14 protein-coding genes and 1 pseudogene are annotated in these 16362 nt (G+C 63.0%); 3 read left to right on the forward strand and 12 right to left on the reverse strand.

Annotated features, from left to right (window positions below; translation table 11 throughout):
* Positions 1 to 12 precede the first annotated feature (12 nt).
* The 7 genes from paaB to paaG form a co-directional block, all read right to left on the reverse strand.
* Positions 13 to 294 carry a 1,2-phenylacetyl-CoA epoxidase subunit PaaB gene (paaB, locus tag CLH61_RS10235; RefSeq protein ID WP_099614604.1) on the reverse strand — a complete coding sequence of 94 codons (282 nt, stop codon included), beginning with the start codon at positions 292 to 294 and terminating at the stop codon, positions 13 to 15.
* Between the two features lie 17 nt (positions 295 to 311).
* A complete protein-coding gene (paaA, locus tag CLH61_RS10240) occupies positions 312 to 1301 on the reverse strand; it encodes a 1,2-phenylacetyl-CoA epoxidase subunit PaaA (RefSeq protein ID WP_099614605.1) in 990 nt (329 codons plus the stop codon).
* Positions 1302 to 1629: 328 nt separating this feature from the next.
* A complete protein-coding gene (gene paaK, locus CLH61_RS10245; protein ID WP_099614606.1) occupies positions 1630 to 2937 on the reverse strand; it encodes a phenylacetate--CoA ligase PaaK in 1308 nt (435 codons plus the stop codon).
* 55 nt (positions 2938 to 2992) lie between these two features.
* Positions 2993 to 4240, reverse strand: coding sequence for a 3-oxoadipyl-CoA thiolase (gene pcaF / locus CLH61_RS10250; RefSeq protein ID WP_322868230.1), 1248 nt, complete (start codon positions 4238 to 4240; stop codon positions 2993 to 2995).
* Entirely contained in the window at positions 4237 to 4701 is a 465-nt protein-coding gene (gene paaI, locus CLH61_RS10255) for a hydroxyphenylacetyl-CoA thioesterase PaaI (protein WP_099614607.1), read from the reverse strand. The genes pcaF and paaI overlap by 4 nt, the downstream gene beginning before the upstream one ends.
* A complete protein-coding gene (gene paaH / locus CLH61_RS10260) occupies positions 4698 to 6218 on the reverse strand; it encodes a 3-hydroxyacyl-CoA dehydrogenase PaaH (protein ID WP_099614608.1) in 1521 nt (506 codons plus the stop codon). The genes paaI and paaH overlap by 4 nt, the downstream gene beginning before the upstream one ends.
* Positions 6219 to 6221: 3 nt before the next feature.
* On the reverse strand, positions 6222 to 7013 hold the full coding sequence (gene paaG / locus CLH61_RS10265) for a 2-(1,2-epoxy-1,2-dihydrophenyl)acetyl-CoA isomerase PaaG (protein ID WP_099614609.1): 792 nt from the start codon (positions 7011 to 7013) through the stop codon (positions 6222 to 6224).
* 454 nt (positions 7014 to 7467) lie between these two features.
* Between paaG and CLH61_RS10270 the strand changes: the two genes are divergently transcribed.
* A complete protein-coding gene (locus CLH61_RS10270) occupies positions 7468 to 8061 on the forward strand; it encodes a phenylacetic acid degradation protein PaaY (RefSeq protein ID WP_099614610.1) in 594 nt (197 codons plus the stop codon).
* A 6-nt stretch (positions 8062 to 8067) separates the two neighbouring features.
* On the opposite strand, the gene CLH61_RS10275 is transcribed toward CLH61_RS10270, so the two are convergent.
* Genes CLH61_RS10275 through CLH61_RS10285 form a run of 3 tightly spaced genes read right to left on the reverse strand, consistent with a single transcriptional unit; the run spans position 8068 to position 10957 of the window.
* Complete coding sequence (locus tag CLH61_RS10275) at positions 8068 to 9069, reverse strand: LLM class flavin-dependent oxidoreductase (RefSeq protein WP_099614611.1); 1002 nt, start codon at positions 9067 to 9069, stop codon at positions 8068 to 8070.
* 27 nt (positions 9070 to 9096) lie between these two features.
* Positions 9097 to 10443: a cyclic di-GMP phosphodiesterase gene (locus CLH61_RS10280; protein ID WP_099614612.1), complete on the reverse strand. Its 1347-nt coding sequence runs from the start codon at positions 10441 to 10443 to the stop codon at positions 9097 to 9099.
* A 43-nt stretch (positions 10444 to 10486) separates the two neighbouring features.
* Positions 10487 to 10957, reverse strand: coding sequence for a hypothetical protein (locus CLH61_RS10285; RefSeq protein WP_099614613.1), 471 nt, complete (start codon positions 10955 to 10957; stop codon positions 10487 to 10489).
* A 313-nt stretch (positions 10958 to 11270) separates the two neighbouring features.
* Between CLH61_RS10285 and CLH61_RS10295 the strand changes: the two genes are divergently transcribed.
* Positions 11271 to 12971 (forward strand): VRR-NUC domain-containing protein, encoded by a 1701-nt coding sequence (locus CLH61_RS10295; RefSeq protein WP_099614615.1) that lies wholly within the window; start codon positions 11271 to 11273, stop codon positions 12969 to 12971.
* 8 nt (positions 12972 to 12979) lie between these two features.
* Positions 12980 to 15247 carry an ATP-dependent DNA helicase gene (locus CLH61_RS10300; protein ID WP_099614661.1) on the forward strand — a complete coding sequence of 756 codons (2268 nt, stop codon included), beginning with the start codon at positions 12980 to 12982 and terminating at the stop codon, positions 15245 to 15247.
* Positions 15248 to 15274: 27 nt separating this feature from the next.
* Here the strand turns inward: CLH61_RS10300 and nfsA are convergent, their stop codons facing one another.
* Together nfsA and CLH61_RS10310 are read right to left on the reverse strand one after the other, a co-directional pair.
* Positions 15275 to 16012 (reverse strand): oxygen-insensitive NADPH nitroreductase, encoded by a 738-nt coding sequence (gene nfsA / locus CLH61_RS10305; RefSeq protein ID WP_099614616.1) that lies wholly within the window; start codon positions 16010 to 16012, stop codon positions 15275 to 15277.
* A 221-nt stretch (positions 16013 to 16233) separates the two neighbouring features.
* Positions 16234 to 16362, reverse strand: a pseudogene (locus CLH61_RS10310) (electron transfer flavoprotein subunit alpha/FixB family protein); the annotation flags it as partial.

Consider the following 16362-nt stretch of genomic DNA (forward strand, 5'->3'; position numbering starts at 1 on the left):
CGGGGACCTCCGTTACATGTGGCCGACTTCGTCGGGCAGCTTGTAGAAAGAGGCATGCCGGTAAACCTTGTCCTCGGACGGGTCGAACAGCACTTCCTTTTCGTCACCGGTGGACGCGGTGATCGCGCTGGACGGGACCACCCACAGGCTCACGCCTTCGTTACGGCGGGTGTACAGGTCACGGGCGTTTTCCAGTGCCATCGCGGGATCGGATGCGTGAACACTGCCCACGTGCTTGTGGTTCAGACCGTGCTTGCTGCGTACGAAAACTTCGTAAAGGCTCCATTCAGCCATAATCTTTTCCTCCGGTATCAGGCGGCTGCGCGCTGTTTTTGTTTTTCGGCATAGGCAACAGCGGCTTCGCGCACCCATGCACCCTCTTCAATGGCTTTCTTGCGAGTGGTAATCCGTTCACGGTTGCAGGGGCCGTTGCCCTTCAGCACGTCGTAGAACTCCTGCCAGTTGATCTCGCCGAAATCGTAGTGACCGCGCTCCTCGTTCCACTTCAGGTCGGGATCCGGTGCGGTGCAACCGAGGAACTCGAGCTGGGGTACGGTCTGGTCGATAAACATCTGGCGCAGTTCGTCGTTGCTCTTGCGCTTGATCTTCCAGGCCATGGACTGCTGGGAGTTGGGGGAGTCGTCGTCGTGGGGACCGAACATCATCAGTGACGGCCACCACAGGCGGTTGATGGAATCCTGCACCATCTGCTTCTGCTCTTCGGTACCACCGCGCATCATGTCCAGCAGGATCTGGTAGCCCTGGCGCTGGTGGAAGCTCTCTTCCTTACAGATGCGGATCATCGCCCGGGAGTAAGGGCCGTAGGAGGTGCGCTGCAGTACAACCTGGTTGACGATGGCGGCGCCATCCACCAGCCAGCCGATGGCACCCATGTCTGCCCAGCTGATGGTCGGGTAGTTGAAGATGCTGGAATACTTGGCCTTGCCGCTGTGCAGCTTTTCGATTTCCTCATCGCGATCGGCGCCGAGGGTTTCCATGGCGCTGTAAAGGTAGAGACCGTGGCCGGCCTCGTCCTGGATCTTCGCCATCAGCTGCAGCTTGCGCTTCAGGGTGGGGGCACGGGTAACCCAGTTGCCTTCCGGCAGCATGCCAACCACTTCGGAGTGGGCGTGCTGGGAAATCTGGCGGATCAGGGTCTGGCGGTAGCCATCAGGCATCCAGTTCTTCGGTTCAATCTTGATTTCGGCGTCGACCCTCTCCTGGAACGCGCGCTCTTCGGGCGACATCTCTTCCAGGGTTCTGACGCGCTTGGCTCCGGTTTCGACGAGCTGGGCGTACATGCAATACCTCCGGTTCGGGCTTGTTGTTCTACTGGTCTGTGATCAGGCTGCCCTTAATGCTGTTATAGGGCTATGTACCTAATACTATATGATACTGAATAAATATCAAGGTTTCGGTTTGTGTGTCATGTCTAGATAAAAGGTTGCCTGAGATAGGCCGATGCCTTTGATTTAAAACAATAAAAAAGTGATACGCGATAAAATTCTATTGAGATCAGCTTTGGCAGAGTTAATTTAAATCAGTTTTTTGACCGGGTGAGGGGAATGCCGGTCGCAAGACGTGGGCAGCGAGGCCGGGGAAGGTGGCCCCGCTGCCGGTCAGGCCGGATTACTTGCGACGGTCAATGACCCGCTTGGCCTTGCCTTCGGAACGGGCCAGGCGGTTGGGCTCAACCACCTCCACCCGGGTGCTGATACCGATGTAGGACTTGATGTGGTGCGCCAGTTCCTTCGCGGCCTTGGCCCGTACCTCGTCACCCATGCCAGCTTCGGGCTTGAGTTCGGCGCGGATGTTGACGCAGTCCAGGTTGCCTTCCTTGTACACCTCGATCTCGTAGTGCGGCGCCAGCGCCTCGCACTTCAGCACCTGCTCCTCGATCTGGCTGGGGAACACGTTGACCCCGCGGATGATCAGCATGTCGTCGCTGCGGCCGGTGATCTTGTCGATGCGGCGCATCGGACGGGCAGTGCCCGGCAGCAGGCGGGTCAGGTCCCGGGTGCGGTAACGCAGGATCGGCAGGGCAACTTTGGTCAGCGAGGTGAACACCAGCTCGCCGTACTCACCATCCGGCAGCACCTCGCCGGTATCCGGGTTGATGATCTCCGGATAGAAGTGGTCTTCCCAGATGGTGGGGCCATCCTTGGTTTCAATGCATTCCATACCCACGCCCGGGCCCATGACTTCTGACAGACCGTAGATGTCGAGGGCCTGGATGCCGAGCCGCTCTTCCAGCTCGCTGCGCATGCTGTTGGTCCAGGGCTCGGCACCAAAGATGCCCAGTCGCAGTGGCAGCTTGTGGGGATCGATGCCCTGGCGGTCGAGCTCGTCGGCGATGTTGAGCATGTAGGACGGCGTGACCATGATGATGTCGGGCTGGAAGTCCTTGATCAGCTGAACCTGCTTCTCGGTCTGGCCGCCAGACATCGGAATGACCGTACAGCCCAGACGCTCGGCGCCGTAATGGGCGCCGAGGCCGCCGGTGAACAGGCCATAGCCGTAGGCGACGTGGACCTTGTCACCCCGGGAGCCGCCGCCAGCACGGATACAGCGGGCCACGATGTCGGCCCAGGTGTTGATGTCGCTCTGGGTATAACCCACCACGGTGGGTTTGCCGGTGGTGCCGCTGGAGGCATGCACCCGCACCACGTCGGACATCGGCGTGGCGAACATGCCGAACGGATAGTTGTCGCGCAGGTCAGCCTTGGTGGTGAACGGGATCTTGGCCAGGTCTTCCAGAGAGTTGATGTCCATCGGCTTCAGGCCGATGTCGTCAAACGCCTTACGGTAGAACGGGACGTTGGTGTAGGCATGGACCACGCTCCAGCGCAGGCGCTGGAGTTGCTCGTGACGGAGTTCGTCAATGCTGGCGGTTTCCATGCGGTCAAGTTTGCCGATTTTTTGTAGTGGTAAGCTCATGATTCTGTCCTGCGTTGTTCTTGTGCCGTGATGTCAGTTGGTCTGTTAGCGGATCTCAGAGGGCGCCGTCAGTGCGCTCGATGATCAGTGCGATGCCCTGGCCAACGCCGATGCACATGGTGCAGAGGGCATAGCGGGCCTTCTTGCCGGCCTGGTGGCGGCGTTCCAGTTCGTTCAGTGCGGTGGTCACCAGGCGCGCACCACTCATGCCCAGCGGGTGGCCGAGGGCGATGGCGCCGCCGTTCGGGTTCACGTGCTCGGCATCGTCCGGCAGCCCGAGGTCGCGGGTTACCGCAAGGGCCTGGGCGGCGAAGGCTTCGTTCAGCTCGATCACATCCATATCGGCCAGTTCGAGGCCGGCGGTTTTCAGCACCTTACGGGTGGCCGGTGCCGGACCAAAGCCCATGATGCGCGGCTCAACCCCGGCGGTGGCCATGGCAATGACCTTGCCGCGGGCCTTGAGGCCGTACTGGCTGAGCGCTTCGCCGCTGGCCAGCAGCAGGGCGCAGGCGCCGTCGTTTACCCCGGAGGCATTGCCCGCGGTCACGGTGCCGTTCTCGCGGAACGGGGTCGCCAGTTTGGCCAGTTGTTCGAGGCTGGTTTCCCGCGGGTGCTCGTCGGTATCCACCACCAGCGGATCCTGCTTGCGGCGGGGGATGGTGACCGGGGTGATTTCGCTGGCAAACAGGCCTGCAGCCTGGGCGGTCGCGGTGCGCTGCTGGCTGCGCAGGGCGAAGGCGTCCTGGTCCTCGCGGGAAATATTGAACTGCGCCGCGACGTTTTCAGCGGTTTCCGGCATGGAGTCGATGCCGTACTGCTTCTTCATCACCGGGTTGACGAAACGCCAGCCGATGGTGGTGTCAAAAATCTCGGCCTTGCGGCTGAATGCACTGTCGGCCTTGCCCATGACAAACGGTGCGCGGGACATGGATTCGACGCCGCCGGCAATCATCAGGCTGGCTTCGCCGGTGCGGATGGCGCGGGCAGCGCTGCCAACGGCATCCATGCCGGAGCCGCACAGGCGGTTGATGGTGCTGCCCGGTACGTCGACCGGGAGCCCTGCCAGCAGCAGCGCCATACGGGCCACGTCACGGTTGTCTTCGCCGGCCTGGTTGGCACAGCCGTACAGTACGTCGTCAATTTTCGACCAATCCAGTTCCGGATGGCGCTCGACCAGTGCCTTGATGGGTACCGCGCCGAGATCATCAGCACGGACGGCCGCCAGGGCTCCGCCGTAACGCCCGATAGGGGTGCGGATGGCGTCGACGATGTAGGCGTCTTGCAGGCGATTGTCAGTGCTCATGAATTTTCCTCCGAGTTACGAACGGTTCCGCGCACTTCATAGGAGCGGCCACGGAACAGGGCCACGGTGCGGCCATTCTGGTTGGTCAGGGTGATGTCATAGACGCCGGTCCGGCCACCGCGGGAACGCTCCTCTGCGGTGGCGGTCAGCAGGTCGCCTTCCCTGGCGCCGTACATGTAATCAATGCTGCAGCCGGAGGCCACGGTAGCCCGGTCGTAGCTGTTGCAGGCAAAGGCAAAGGCGGAGTCCGCCAGGGTAAACAGGTAGCCACCGTGGCAGGAGCCGTGGCCCTGGATCATGTCCGCCGTCACCGACATGGTGAGGATGGCCTTGCCCGGCGCCACACTTTCGATCTTCATGCCCAGCTTCTGGCTGGCGCGGTCCCGGGCGAACATGGACTCGGCGCATTCTTCGGCCAGTTGCTGCGGGTCGGTCACGCTTTGTGGTTCGATTGTGCTCATGCGTAAAACCCCTTGTTGGCAAAATGGTTCTTGCGCAGCAGCAGCGCCGGACGGTAGCGGTCCTCGCCGTAGCTGTTCTGGATATGGTTCAGCACGGTGAATACCCGGCCGTTACCCAAGCGGTCACTCCAGCTCAGCGGGCCTTTCGGGTAATTCAGGCCGGCCTGCATCGCCAGGTCGATATCGGCAACGGTGGCCACGCCTTGCAAGTGGGCGTCGGCCGCTTCGTTGGCCAGCATGGCCACGGTGCGCATTACCACCAGGCCGGGGCGATCGGCAATCCGGCTGACGGCAATGCCGGCTTTCTGTAACAGGGCGCAGGCATCCTGCAGTGCCCGGGCCGAGGTCTGGTCAGCGGCAGCCAGGGCCAGCCGGCCGGCTTTGCGGTAATCGAACGCCAGGTCAAACAGCACCAGGTTGGCAATGCCGTCGACGGCGGCCCGCTCGGTGGCCATCCGGCCATCGGTGAGTGCCAGTACTGCCTGGCCAAAACGCAGCTGGCCGGTGCCGTCCCGCTCGATGACGGTCAGGCCCGCTTCCCGCAGGCGCTCGACCAGAGCCTGGGCCGGGCCCAGGTCGCCTTCGGCGATGACCACCTGTTCGGTGCTGTCACAGTCAGGTTCGGTCTGTGGCGCGGGGCGTTCATCCCCGTCGCGGTAGCTGTAGAAACCCTGGCCGTTCTTGCGGCCGAGGCGGCCGGCTTCCACCAGTTCCTGCTGGATCAGCGAGGGCAGGAAGCGGGAATCCTGGAAATAGGCGTTGAATACCGAGTTGGTCACCGCGTAGTTGACGTCGTGGCCGATCAGGTCGGTCAGCTCGAAGGCGCCCATGCGGAAATTGCCGGCCTCGCGCATCAGCGCGTCGAGGGTGGCCGGGTCGGCGGCCTGCTCCTGCACCAGGCGCAGGCTTTCGGCATAGAACGGCCGTGCGACCCGGTTGACGATGAAACCGGGTGTGGAGGTGGCGTACACCGGCTTTTTGCCCCAGTTACTGGCGGTGGCGTGGACAGTTTCGGCCACCGTCTTGTCGGTTGCCAGGCCCAGTACGACCTCCACCAGTGCCATCAGCGGAGCGGGATTGAAAAAATGCATGCCGACCAGCCGCTGGGGCCGCTTCATCTGCGCGCCGAGGGCGGTGATGGAAATCGAGGAGGTGTTGGTGGCGAGAATGGTGTCATCGCCACAGAGGTCTTCCAGGTTGCTGAGCAGACCGCGTTTGATGTCCAGGTTCTCGACAATGGCTTCGATCACCAGGCCAGCGCTGGCCACCTCGGCAAGGGCGCTGACCGGCTGGATGCGGTTGATCAGGGCGTCCAGCGCCGGTTGTTCCATCTTGCCCTGGTCGACCCGGCGCTGCAGCTGTTTGGCAATGCTGGCACGGCCGGCTTCGGCGGCGCCTTCGCGCTGGTCATGAAGGAAGACCGGATGGCCGGCCTGGGCGGCCACCTGGGCAATCCCGGAGCCCATGGCGCCGGCGCCGATTACGGCAATGGCGATCTGGCTATCAAGTGCCGGCATGACTTACTTCCCCTTGAACGACGGTGTGCGCTTTTCCATGAACGCGGCGACGCCCTCACGGTAGTCCTCGGTCCTGCCCGCCTGGCGCTGCAGATCCCGCTCCAGGTTGAGCTGTTCTTCAAAGGTGTTGCTGGCGCTGGCATGCAGGGCACGCTTGATCAGTGCCAGGCCCTTGGTGGGCTGGCTGGCGAAGTGGCGGGCCAGCTTCATGGTCTCTTCCATCAGCTGGTCGTTGTCGACACAGCGCCAGATCATGCCCCAGCTCTCCGCCTGTTCTGCGCCGATCTTGTCACCCAGCAGTGCCATACCCTTGGCGCGGGCCATACCGGCGAGGCGCGGCAGTGTCCAGGTACCACCGGAATCCGGTACCAGGCCCAGCTTGCAGAAGGCCTGCACGAAGCTGGCGGAGCGGGCGGCCAGGGTAATGTCGCAGGCCAGCGCAATGTTGGCACCGGCGCCGGCGGCTACGCCATTGACCGCGCACAGCACCGGCATCGGCAGTTCACGCAGGCTGCGCATCATCGGGTTGTAGTAATTCTCGAGGGAGGCGCCGAGGTCCGGCACTTCCTGACCCGGAGCAACACTGCGGTCAGACAGGTCCTGGCCGGCACAGAAGCCGCGACCGGAGCCGGTGATCACCAGCACGCGGACAGTCTCGTCCTTGCGCACGGTTTCAATGGCGTCGCGCATGCGCTCGTGCATGTCTACATTGAAGCTGTTGAGGCTGTCCGGACGGTTCAGGGTGAGCAGGGCGATGCCCTGGTCGATGTCTAGAAGGATGCTCGGCTGGGTCATGGTGTTATCCCGTTGTTGGTAGCAAGGATGACTGGAAGGGCGCGGGTCAGGCTTCGGTGACGAGAGGCTCGGGTTTCTTCCGGTGCATGTGCTGGCGGCCCTGTGTTGTTGGTTTGTCAGGGTAGTTTTGAGAAATGAGTATATCCCAGAATTGATACCCGTCAAGGTTATGGGGTATCGACTTCTGTATCACGTTGGCCGGGGGTGCGGGGTGATCAGGTGTATCTTATTGATAATTGGTAAAAATCAATATCAGCTATAGATTAGTCTCGGTGCTGGGGACGGATTTTGACGTTTATTAAGCGTAGTCCGGTATGAAATTTCTGCCAAAAAAATATAATGTGATACAGAAAATCAATCACAATAAGTTTTTGGGTCCCATAACAGTTGCGCGCCAGGGAAGGTTTCGTCCCCGGTGGGTGTTGGCGGGAAGCCCGTTCTGCAGGAGAAGGTTATGCCCAGTTACAGCATTGAAGGTGTCATTCCGGTTGTTCATCCCTCTGCCTATGTTCACCCCAGCGCCGTGCTGATCGGCGATGTCTGGATCGGCGCGGATTGTTATGTCGGCCCGGCAGCGTGTTTGCGGGGAGATTTCGGTCGCATCGTGCTGAAGGAAGGTTCCAACATCCAGGACACCTGTGTGATGCACGCGTTTCCCGGAATGGATACGGTGATCGAGAAGAACGGCCATGTTGGCCATGGCGCCATCCTGCACGGCTGCATCGTGGGGGAAGATGCCATGGTGGGAATGAACGCGGTGGTGATGGACGAGGCCCGCATTGCGCCCCGTTCCATTGTGGGTGCCGGGGCGCTGGTCAAGGCGAAGTTCAGCTGTGAACCGGGTTCGCTCATTGTTGGCTCGCCAGCGAAGGTGCTGCGTATCCTGAGCGAGCAGGAAATAGCCTGGAAGAAAGCGGGCACCGAAGAATACCAGCGGCTGACCCGGCGGTCCCTGGCCAGCCTGCAGGAGTGCCAGCCGCTGAGCGAAGGCGAGCAGGACCGGCCGCGGGTCGATGCCGGGGCGTACCAGCCCAAGCACCAGTCCTGAACAAGGTTAGCCGCCGAGGGAGTCCCTCACCCGGGCCAGGATGTCGAGCCCGGCGCGACGTTGCTGTGGATCGTATAGATCGACGGTAAACATCAGCTCGTCCACCTCGACCGTCGCCAGCAGCTTTTCGAGCTGCTGGCGGATCCCGTTCTCATCCCCCAGCAGTTGCAGCGCCAGAAAATCCCGCACACCGGCTTCTTCTGCCGGGCTCCACAACCCCGTCATCGTTTCCACCGGCGGTCTCAGCCACAACGGCTGGCCGCGGAACAGTGCCAGTACACGCTGGTAGCTGGTGGTGGCGAGGATGCGGGCGTCCTCCTCCGTTGCGGCCGGAATCGCGGGCAGCGCAAGCATTGCGTAGGGGCTGGCGAGCTGCGCCGAGGGCTGGAAATTTTCCCGGTAGATCCGGATTGCTTCGCGGTACAGGCGCGGGGCGAAGTGCCCGGCAAAGGCGTAGGGCAGGCCCCGCATCGCTGCCAGCTGCGCACTGTAGAGACTGGAACCCAGCAGCCAGATCGGCACCTCGGTGCCGGCGCCCGGGATCGCCTTGACCGGTTGCCCGGGTTGCAGGGGGCCCAGCAGCTGTTGCAGGCGGGCAACGTCTTCCGGGAACTGTTCCGCGCCGAGGCCTTCCCGGCGCAACGCGCGGCTGGTGATCGGATCGGTGCCGGGGGCGCGGCCCAGGCCGAGATCGATGCGACCCGGATACAGGCATTCCAGGGTGCCGAACTGTTCGGCAATCACCAGGGGCGGGTGATTGGGCAGCATGATGCCGCCGGAGCCCACTCGCAGGGTTTCGGTCTGGCCGGCAATGTGGCCGATCAGCACCGCCGTCGCCGAACTGCTGATGCCTTCCATGTTGTGGTGTTCGGCCAGCCAGAAGCGGCGAAAGCCCAGGCGTTCGGCATGGCGGGCATAGGCAACACTGTTGGCGAGGGTGGCGCCGACGGAGTCGCCTTCGCGGACCGACGCCAGCTCAAGGAGGGAGAAGGGACGTAGTTTGGCCATAACGGGGTTCCGGATGTAAGGCTGGATTTACTCCGCCATCCTAACCTGTTCGGGCCGAAGAATAAGCCCCTGGTCGAGAAACGATTGCAGCCGGATGTCGTAGGTGCCGTCCGGGATCTCCCGGGCAATCCGGCCATCCAGGCCGGGGGGCAAGCTGGTTTCGCTGCTGAGGTCGAGGGTGATTTCTTCGGCGAGCGGCTGCTTGCCGGCATCGCGGACCAGTTTGATGACCGGTTTGCGACGGTTGCGGGGATTGGACGCAAGGACAATTCCGACCTCTCCACTGGCTAGTTCGACCAGCGAACCGGGCGGGAAAATCCCGATCATCCTGATGAATTCCAGGGTCAGTTCGGGGTCGAACTGACGGTCACGCATCCGATAGAGAATCTCCAGGGCTTCGAGGGAGGAGCGGGCGCCGTCGTAGCAGCGGGTACTGGTGATGGCGTCATAGGTGTCGACGACGGCGACCACCTTGGCAAAATGGGGAATCTGGCTGCCGCGAAGACCGCGGGGGTAGCCTTTGCCGTCGAGGCGTTCGTGGTGATTGTAGGCGACATCGATGGCGGCATGGTTGACGCCGTTGACGTTGATCAGGATGTCCCGGCCAAGGCCGGCATGGCTACGCATCAGTGCATGTTCATCCGGAGTCAGGGTGCCGGGCTTGTTGAGGACGGTGTTCGGGATCCGCATTTTGCCGACATCGTGCAACAGGCCGCACAGCCCGAGGGTGCGGATTTCCTCCTCCAGCATGCCCAGGTGCTTGCCGAGGGCCGCCGCCAGCACCGAGACATTGATGCTGTGCTCGGCCGTATAGTGGTCCTTGTGTTTAAGCTTGGTCAGCAGCAACAGGGCATTTTCATTGCGCAGCAGGCTGTCGACGCAGTCGTCCACTACCGCCCTGGCACGGTTGATGTCCAGTGCCCGGCCGATTCGCACGCCGGCCATGATGTCTTCTGCCAGGGTTTTGGCCTGGGTATAGGCCCGGCGGGCTCTGGAAAACTCGGAACCGACATCCACCTTGTTGATGTAAGTGACGCGCGACCGCTGGCGATTGCCCGTTGCGGCGTTGGCTGCCGGCCTGGCGCTGACGTTGCGGCGGCGCGGCTCGGGCTTTTTGCCCAGCAGGCGTCCGAGCATGGAGGGTTGTTTTTCCTGTCGGCCAGGGGGCGCAGGGCGGGGTCCATTCCGGACCTTGCCTTCAATGGTTACCGTGTGGCACTGGGCCTGCAGGGCCTGGATTTCATCACGGTCGCGGACGACAAAGCCCTGCAGGAGAAAGTCAGTTTCTTCCCACGGTCTGTCGAGGCGAATAACGTGCATGCCGATTCGCAGTTCGGAGGTGGGAATTTCCAGTTCGGTAGTCTCGGTGTACATGGCGCAGCATACCCTTGCCTCAGCCAGCTACCAGAACGTTAGTTCAGTGAGCCCCCTTCAGGCCAGTTGCCGCGGCCATGTTTGACAAGGTTTGACAATTTTGCCGGTGCGCCAGCAGATTGCCCATGGTGCGGAAAAAGATCGCTTTCAGGATGGCAATGTCGGTGCTGTAGAACGCGGTGCCGCCATCGGGGGTGGTCTGATAGAGACGGTGCAGCCGGTCGAGCGATACCGGGATGGAGCAGATGCCGATGGCAGAACCCTGATTGACGGTGTGGAAGACCAGGCTGTGATCACGCAGGCGGACGCGGGTGGTTGCCGGCTGGAAGTCCGAGCGGGGCTGCCAGCGAACCTGTTGGCGGAAACGCTCCTCAACGAGGTGAAGCTCGCCATCCTCGGCCTGGCTGTCCAGCAGTTGCAGCAGCGTGTCGCTGATGGCAATGGCGGTCCACAGCGGGCGCGGAATCCGTGCATCGCACACCGTGGGTAAGACCAGATGAATTGTTTTTGTCATTGCCCGTTCTCCCTTGGGTTCTTGTCTTGTTCTGCCATGGATGCAGGGCGCACTTGTCAGCGCACTTGTCAGCGCACTTGTCAGATTGTGCCCCGCGGTACTGATAAGCACGCAGATCGGGCCAAAAAGGTTTCATGTTCACCGCAAGAAAATTCAAGTCGCCCTCCCGGACCTCCGGCAGGTCGAAGGCGGGCCCGTCACCCTGAGGGTAGTGTTGGCCGTCGCAGCGGAGCTGATGGTACCTTTACGCCTTACGCTCTGATTCTCCTGCGCGCTGATCCGTCACCGTTCTGCCTGAGGTTTGCTGCCAGCCATGATTGACTCCCGTCGCGGTCGCCATCCGCTGTCGCAGCCGGTTGCGGCCTCTCTCGATAACCCGCTGTATTATCTGGAGAACTTTGACACCGTTGTTAGCTGGGTGGCGCATCTGCACGGTGACTTGCTGACTCCGCAGGAACGGGAATTACTGGTTGGCCTGTCGTCACTGGGAAAGGCTCCGCGGGCGTTGCTGGCGCGCCTGGTGATGCGCAGCGGCAGCCTGTTTCGCCTCAGCCGGCTGAAGTATCCGGAGCTTGGGGTGACCGATGCGGTGAACACGCTGGCCGCTGCGGGCTGGGTGGTGACCGATCCGCCACTGGACTTTGCCGGCTTCTGTCGCCTGTTCACCCTGGCAGAACTGCGCCAGGCCCTGGCCGGCCCGCTGGCCGCCGCCGGCCTCAGCCCCGTTGTCACCAAAAAGCAGCTCACCGAAGCCCTGGCGCCGCGCCTGCCAGCGGCGCAACCGCTGCGGGACTGGTGGCCCGAGGCGCCGGATGCCGTACTTGCGCTGCAGCACATGGCCCTGTTTGAGCGCCTGCGGCTGATGTTCTTCGGCAACCTGCGCCAGGGCTGGTCGGACTTTGTGCTGGCGGAACTCGGCATCTATCGCTATGAGCCGGTCCGGTTAACGGCGGAATCCCGCGCTTTCGGTAGCCGCGCCGAGGTGGATGCCTATCTGCACCTGCACGGCTGCCGTGAGGCGCTGGATAACGGCGAGACCCCGCAGGCAATCTGGCAGCTTGTCACCAAGGACGTGGCTCCGAACCGCTGGCTGGAAAGCCGCCGTGGTCGGCTGCTGTTTGAACTGGGCCGCCAGGCGGAGCGTGGCGGCGACCGCGAGCTGGCCCTTATGGCCTGGGCCATGAGTGGCCATCGCGAAGGCAGGTTGCGGCAGTTACGATTACTGGAGCGGATGGGCCGGCTCGATGAGGCCTGGCAGCTGGTGCGGGAAGCCCGGCGGGCGCCACGCAACGCTGCCGAAACCGAGGGGCTGTTACGCCTGGAGGCCCGGCTCGCCAAAAAACTTGGCCAGCCGGTGCCGGTGGCACCGCAACCTCACCAGCCGAAGGAATACCCGTTGACCCTGGCTCAGCCTGCCCATGGCACGGTCGAGGCTGCCGTGGTGAAGTCCTGGCAGGACGATGCTGCGCCGGTGTTCTACGTGGAAAACACCCTGTTCAACAGCCTGTTTGGCCTGTTGTGCTGGCCTGCGCTGTTTGCACCGCTGCCCGGCGCCTTCTTCCACCCGTTCCAGCAGGGCCCGGCGGACCTGTTCCGGGAAGACTTTGTGGCCCGTCGCCGTGAACAGTTCGACGCCTGCCTGGCGCAGCTGGCGGACGGCCGTTACCGCGAGACCATCCGCCAGGCCTGGCGCGACAAGCAGGGTGTCGCCAATCCGCTGGTGACCTGGCCGGTGTTATCGGCAGAGCTGCTGGAGCTTGCACTGGCCTGCCTGCCGGCCGAGCACCTCGCGGCAGTGTTCCGGCGCATGCTGGAGGATCTGAAAGCCCACACCAGCGGACTGCCGGACCTGGTCCGTTTCTATCCCGCAACCCGTGCTTACGAGCTTGTCGAGGTGAAAGGGCCGGGGGATCGCCTGCAGGACCACCAGCGCCGCTGGCTGGCTTTTTTTGCCGGACAGGGGATGCCGGCGGCGGTGTGCTATGTGCGCTGGCAGGAGCCCGGGGCATCGTGAGCGGATTGCTGAAAGTGACGGTCCGCACGCTGTGCGAGTTTGCCGCACGCGCCGGGGACCTCGATCATCGCTATACCCCGGCGCCGTCGGCCGAAGAAGGCATGGCCGGTCATACCCGGGTGCAGGAGCGGCGCCCCCTCAGCTATCAGAAGGAAGTCCCGCTGGCCGGTATCTGCGAGGGCCTGCAGGTGTCCGGCCGGGCCGACGGCTATGACCGGGTGGCCGGGCGGCTGGAGGAGATCAAGACCCACCGGGGCGATCTCAGCCGCCTGTCGCCGGCCCAGCAGGCCCTGCACCGGGCCCAGCTGCGGGCCTATGGCGCGTTGCTGTGCCGGGAGCAGCAACTGAAACGGTTGCAACTGACCCTGGTGTACTACGACGTCAACCGGGATAAGGAAACGCCGGTGACCGAAACCGCCACTGCAGACGAGTTGTGGCAGGAGCTGGTCGAACTTTGCCGCGCCTACGCCGAGTGGGCGAAACAGGAAGCCCGGCACCGGGAATACCGGGATGGCGCGCTGGCGGAGCTGGAGTTTCCGTTTGGCGACTTCCGCGCCGGCCAGCGGGAGCTGGCCCGTACCGTGTATGTCAACGCCTGCCGTGGCGAGTCCCTGCTGTTGCAGGCGCCGACGGGGCTGGGCAAGACCCTGGGCACGCTGTACCCGGCGCTGATGGCGCTGCCGAAAGCCGGGCAGGACCGGCTGTTCTTCCTCACCGCTCGCAATACCGGGCGGCGGCTGGCCCTGGATGGCCTGGCCATGCTCGCATCCGCACAGCCCGCGCGTTTGCCGCTGCGGGTGCTGGAGCTGGTGGCGAAGGGCGATGCCTGTGAACATCCGGACAAAGCCTGTCATGGTGAGGCCTGTCCGCTGGCCCGGGGGTTCTTTGACCGGTTGCCGGCGGCGCGGCTGGCGGCGGTTAACCAGGCTGGCCCGCTCACCTCCGGGACCCTGCGTGAGGTGGCGCTGGCGTATCAGATCTGCCCCTATTTCCTGGCCCAGGAAATGGCACGCTGGGCCGATGTTGTGGTGGCGGATGTCAACCGGCTGTTTGATCAGTCGGCCATTCTTCATGGCCTGACCCGGCAGAACGACTGGCGGGTGAGCCTGCTGGTGGATGAGGCCCACAACCTGATCGACCGGGCCCGTGCCATGTACTCGGTCACCCTCAGTCAGCAACGGCTGCTGGCGCTGCGGCGTTCCGCGCCCGGCGAGCTGAAAGCCCCGCTGAACCGGCTGGCACGGGCCTGGCAGGCGCTGGTACGTGACCAGGGCGCGGTGTCCTTCGACACGCCGTCGCTGCTGCCGGTGATTCCGGGCAGCTTTACCGGCGCCCTGGGGGGGCTGGTGTCGGCGATCACCGATTACCTGACCGAACAGCCGCCGGATTACGCGTTGCAGGAACTGATGTTCGAGTGCCTCGGTTTCGGGCGGCTGGCTGAGAGCTTCGGTGACCACTCGCTGTGCGAGCTCACGGTGCGGGGGCGCGGCCGGGCAAGCCTGGCAATCCAGAACCTGATTCCGGCGGATTTCCTGCAGCCCCGTTTCGCAGCCATTCACAGTACGGTGTTGTTTTCCGCCACCCTGGCTCCGGGGATCTATCACCGGGATCTGCTGGGCCTGCCGCAGCACACCGGCTGGAAAGAGGTAGCCAGCCCGTTCAGCGCTCAGCAGCTCACGGTGAATATGGTCGGTCACATCAGCACCCGCCAGGCAGACCGGGAGCGCTCCTGCCAGCCCATTGCCGAACTGATCGCCCGGGAATACCAGCGTCAACCCGGCAACTATCTGGCCTATTTCAGCAGCTTTGCCTACGCCGATGCGGTGCGGGAAGTGCTGCAGCGCGAGGCGCCGGGAGTGCCGCTGCGCTACCAGAAACCGGGGATGTCATCGCAGGAACGGGCGGCTTTCGTCGAAGGGTTTACCGAAGACAGTGAAGGGGTGGCCTTCGCAGTGCTGGGCGGCTCCTTTGCCGAGGGTATTGACCTGCCCGGCAACCGCCTGATCGGTGCCTTTGTGGCGACCCTCGGCCTGCCACCCTTCGACCACTGGCACCAGATCCTCAAAGCCCGCCTCGACCAGCGCTTCGGCGCCGGCTACCACTACGCCTATCTGTATCCGGGTATCCAGAAAGTCATCCAGGCCGCGGGCCGGGTCATCCGCACCGAGCAGGACCGGGGGCGGATCTGGCTGATCGACGACCGCTTCGGCAAGCCCGAGGTAAGACGCCTGTTGCCCGGCTGGTGGTTTGCGGACAAGGCGGCTGGCGGGAGTTAACCGAAACGGCCCCGGGTCAGTGGGGACTTACTTCATCTCAAAGCCACGCTTGCGGAGGAATTCCCGCATGTGGGGGCGCAGCTTGGCGGTAAACAGCGGCTTGAGCTGTTCGGACCAGGTGGTGTCCTTGTTGTTACCGGTGCGGGCGCGGTAGTACAGCCGCATGGTTTCATCGAAGGTGGCGACCTGCTCCTCGTCGGCGGAATCGTCGTAGGCATCGGTTTTGAGGATGGTTTCCAAGGGCAGTCGGGGCTTCACCTCCGGCTCCTGGTCCGGGTAACCGATGCACATGCCGAACACCGGGTAAACCTGGTCCGGCAGTTTCAGGATGTCACTGATCTCGGCGGGGTTGTTGCGGATGCCGCCGATGTAACAGATACCCAGGCCTTCGGACTCGGCGGCAATGGCGACGTTCTGGGCCATCAGCGCAGCGTCTACGGTGGCCACGATGAACTGCTCGGTCATGCCGTCAATCACTTCCGCTCCGGCGCGGTCGGCGGCTGCCAGCGGGCGTTTGAGATCGGCGCAGAACACCACAAAGTGGGAACATGTCGAAATATACTGCTGATTGCCGGCAAGTTCGGCAATTTTGTCACGATTTCCCTGATCTTTGACGTGAATGACCGTGCAGGCCTGGATGTGATTGGAGGTCGCGGCACCCTGGCCGGAGCGGATCAGCTGGTGAAAGAGATCCTCGGACATCTTCTCGTCGGTGAATTTGCGAATTGAGCGATGAGACTGCAGGAGTTCGATAATCGGGTTCACGGGGCCTCTCGGGAATTGTCTGGCAAATGATTGGGAGACCGGCGCCTGGCCAGTCTTGTCGCAGATCGTCAGCAGTTATATGGGGCTGGAACGGGATCGGTTCAATGTTGCCATGGTTCGACCTTGGTCGGTAGCCTGTGCGCGCCTACGAAAAAAGCCCCCGAAAGGGGGCAGCAAGGGGTACAGCCTGTTCGGGTGCCGCACATGAACCGGTGCGATGGTTACACCGCGGCCTTGAGTGCGCTTTCCAGCTCCGGCACCGCCTCGAAGAGGTCCGCCACCAGGCCGTAGTCGGCTACCTGGAAGATCGGGGCTTCTTCGTCCTTGTTGATCGCCACGATCACCTTGGA

This window comes from Marinobacter profundi (genome assembly GCF_002744715.1).
Classification (GTDB): domain Bacteria; phylum Pseudomonadota; class Gammaproteobacteria; order Pseudomonadales; family Oleiphilaceae; genus Marinobacter; species Marinobacter profundi.

Coding starts and splice junctions, on each gene's coding strand:
- paaA (WP_099614605.1), bottom strand. CDS start 1,301: ATGTACGCCCAGCTCGTCGAAACCGGAGCCAAGCGCGTCAGAACCCTG.
- CLH61_RS10295 (WP_099614615.1), top strand. CDS start 11,271: ATGATTGACTCCCGTCGCGGTCGCCATCCGCTGTCGCAGCCGGTTGCG.
- CLH61_RS10280 (WP_099614612.1), bottom strand. CDS start 10,443: ATGTACACCGAGACTACCGAACTGGAAATTCCCACCTCCGAACTGCGA.
- pcaF (WP_322868230.1), bottom strand. CDS start 4,240: ATGAGCACTGACAATCGCCTGCAAGACGCCTACATCGTCGACGCCATC.
- CLH61_RS10270 (WP_099614610.1), top strand. CDS start 7,468: ATGCCCAGTTACAGCATTGAAGGTGTCATTCCGGTTGTTCATCCCTCT.
- paaH (WP_099614608.1), bottom strand. CDS start 6,218: ATGCCGGCACTTGATAGCCAGATCGCCATTGCCGTAATCGGCGCCGGC.
- paaK (WP_099614606.1), bottom strand. CDS start 2,937: ATGAGCTTACCACTACAAAAAATCGGCAAACTTGACCGCATGGAAACC.
- paaI (WP_099614607.1), bottom strand. CDS start 4,701: ATGAGCACAATCGAACCACAAAGCGTGACCGACCCGCAGCAACTGGCC.
- paaG (WP_099614609.1), bottom strand. CDS start 7,013: ATGACCCAGCCGAGCATCCTTCTAGACATCGACCAGGGCATCGCCCTG.
- paaB (WP_099614604.1), bottom strand. CDS start 294: ATGGCTGAATGGAGCCTTTACGAAGTTTTCGTACGCAGCAAGCACGGT.
- CLH61_RS10285 (WP_099614613.1), bottom strand. CDS start 10,957: ATGACAAAAACAATTCATCTGGTCTTACCCACGGTGTGCGATGCACGG.
- CLH61_RS10275 (WP_099614611.1), bottom strand. CDS start 9,069: ATGGCCAAACTACGTCCCTTCTCCCTCCTTGAGCTGGCGTCGGTCCGC.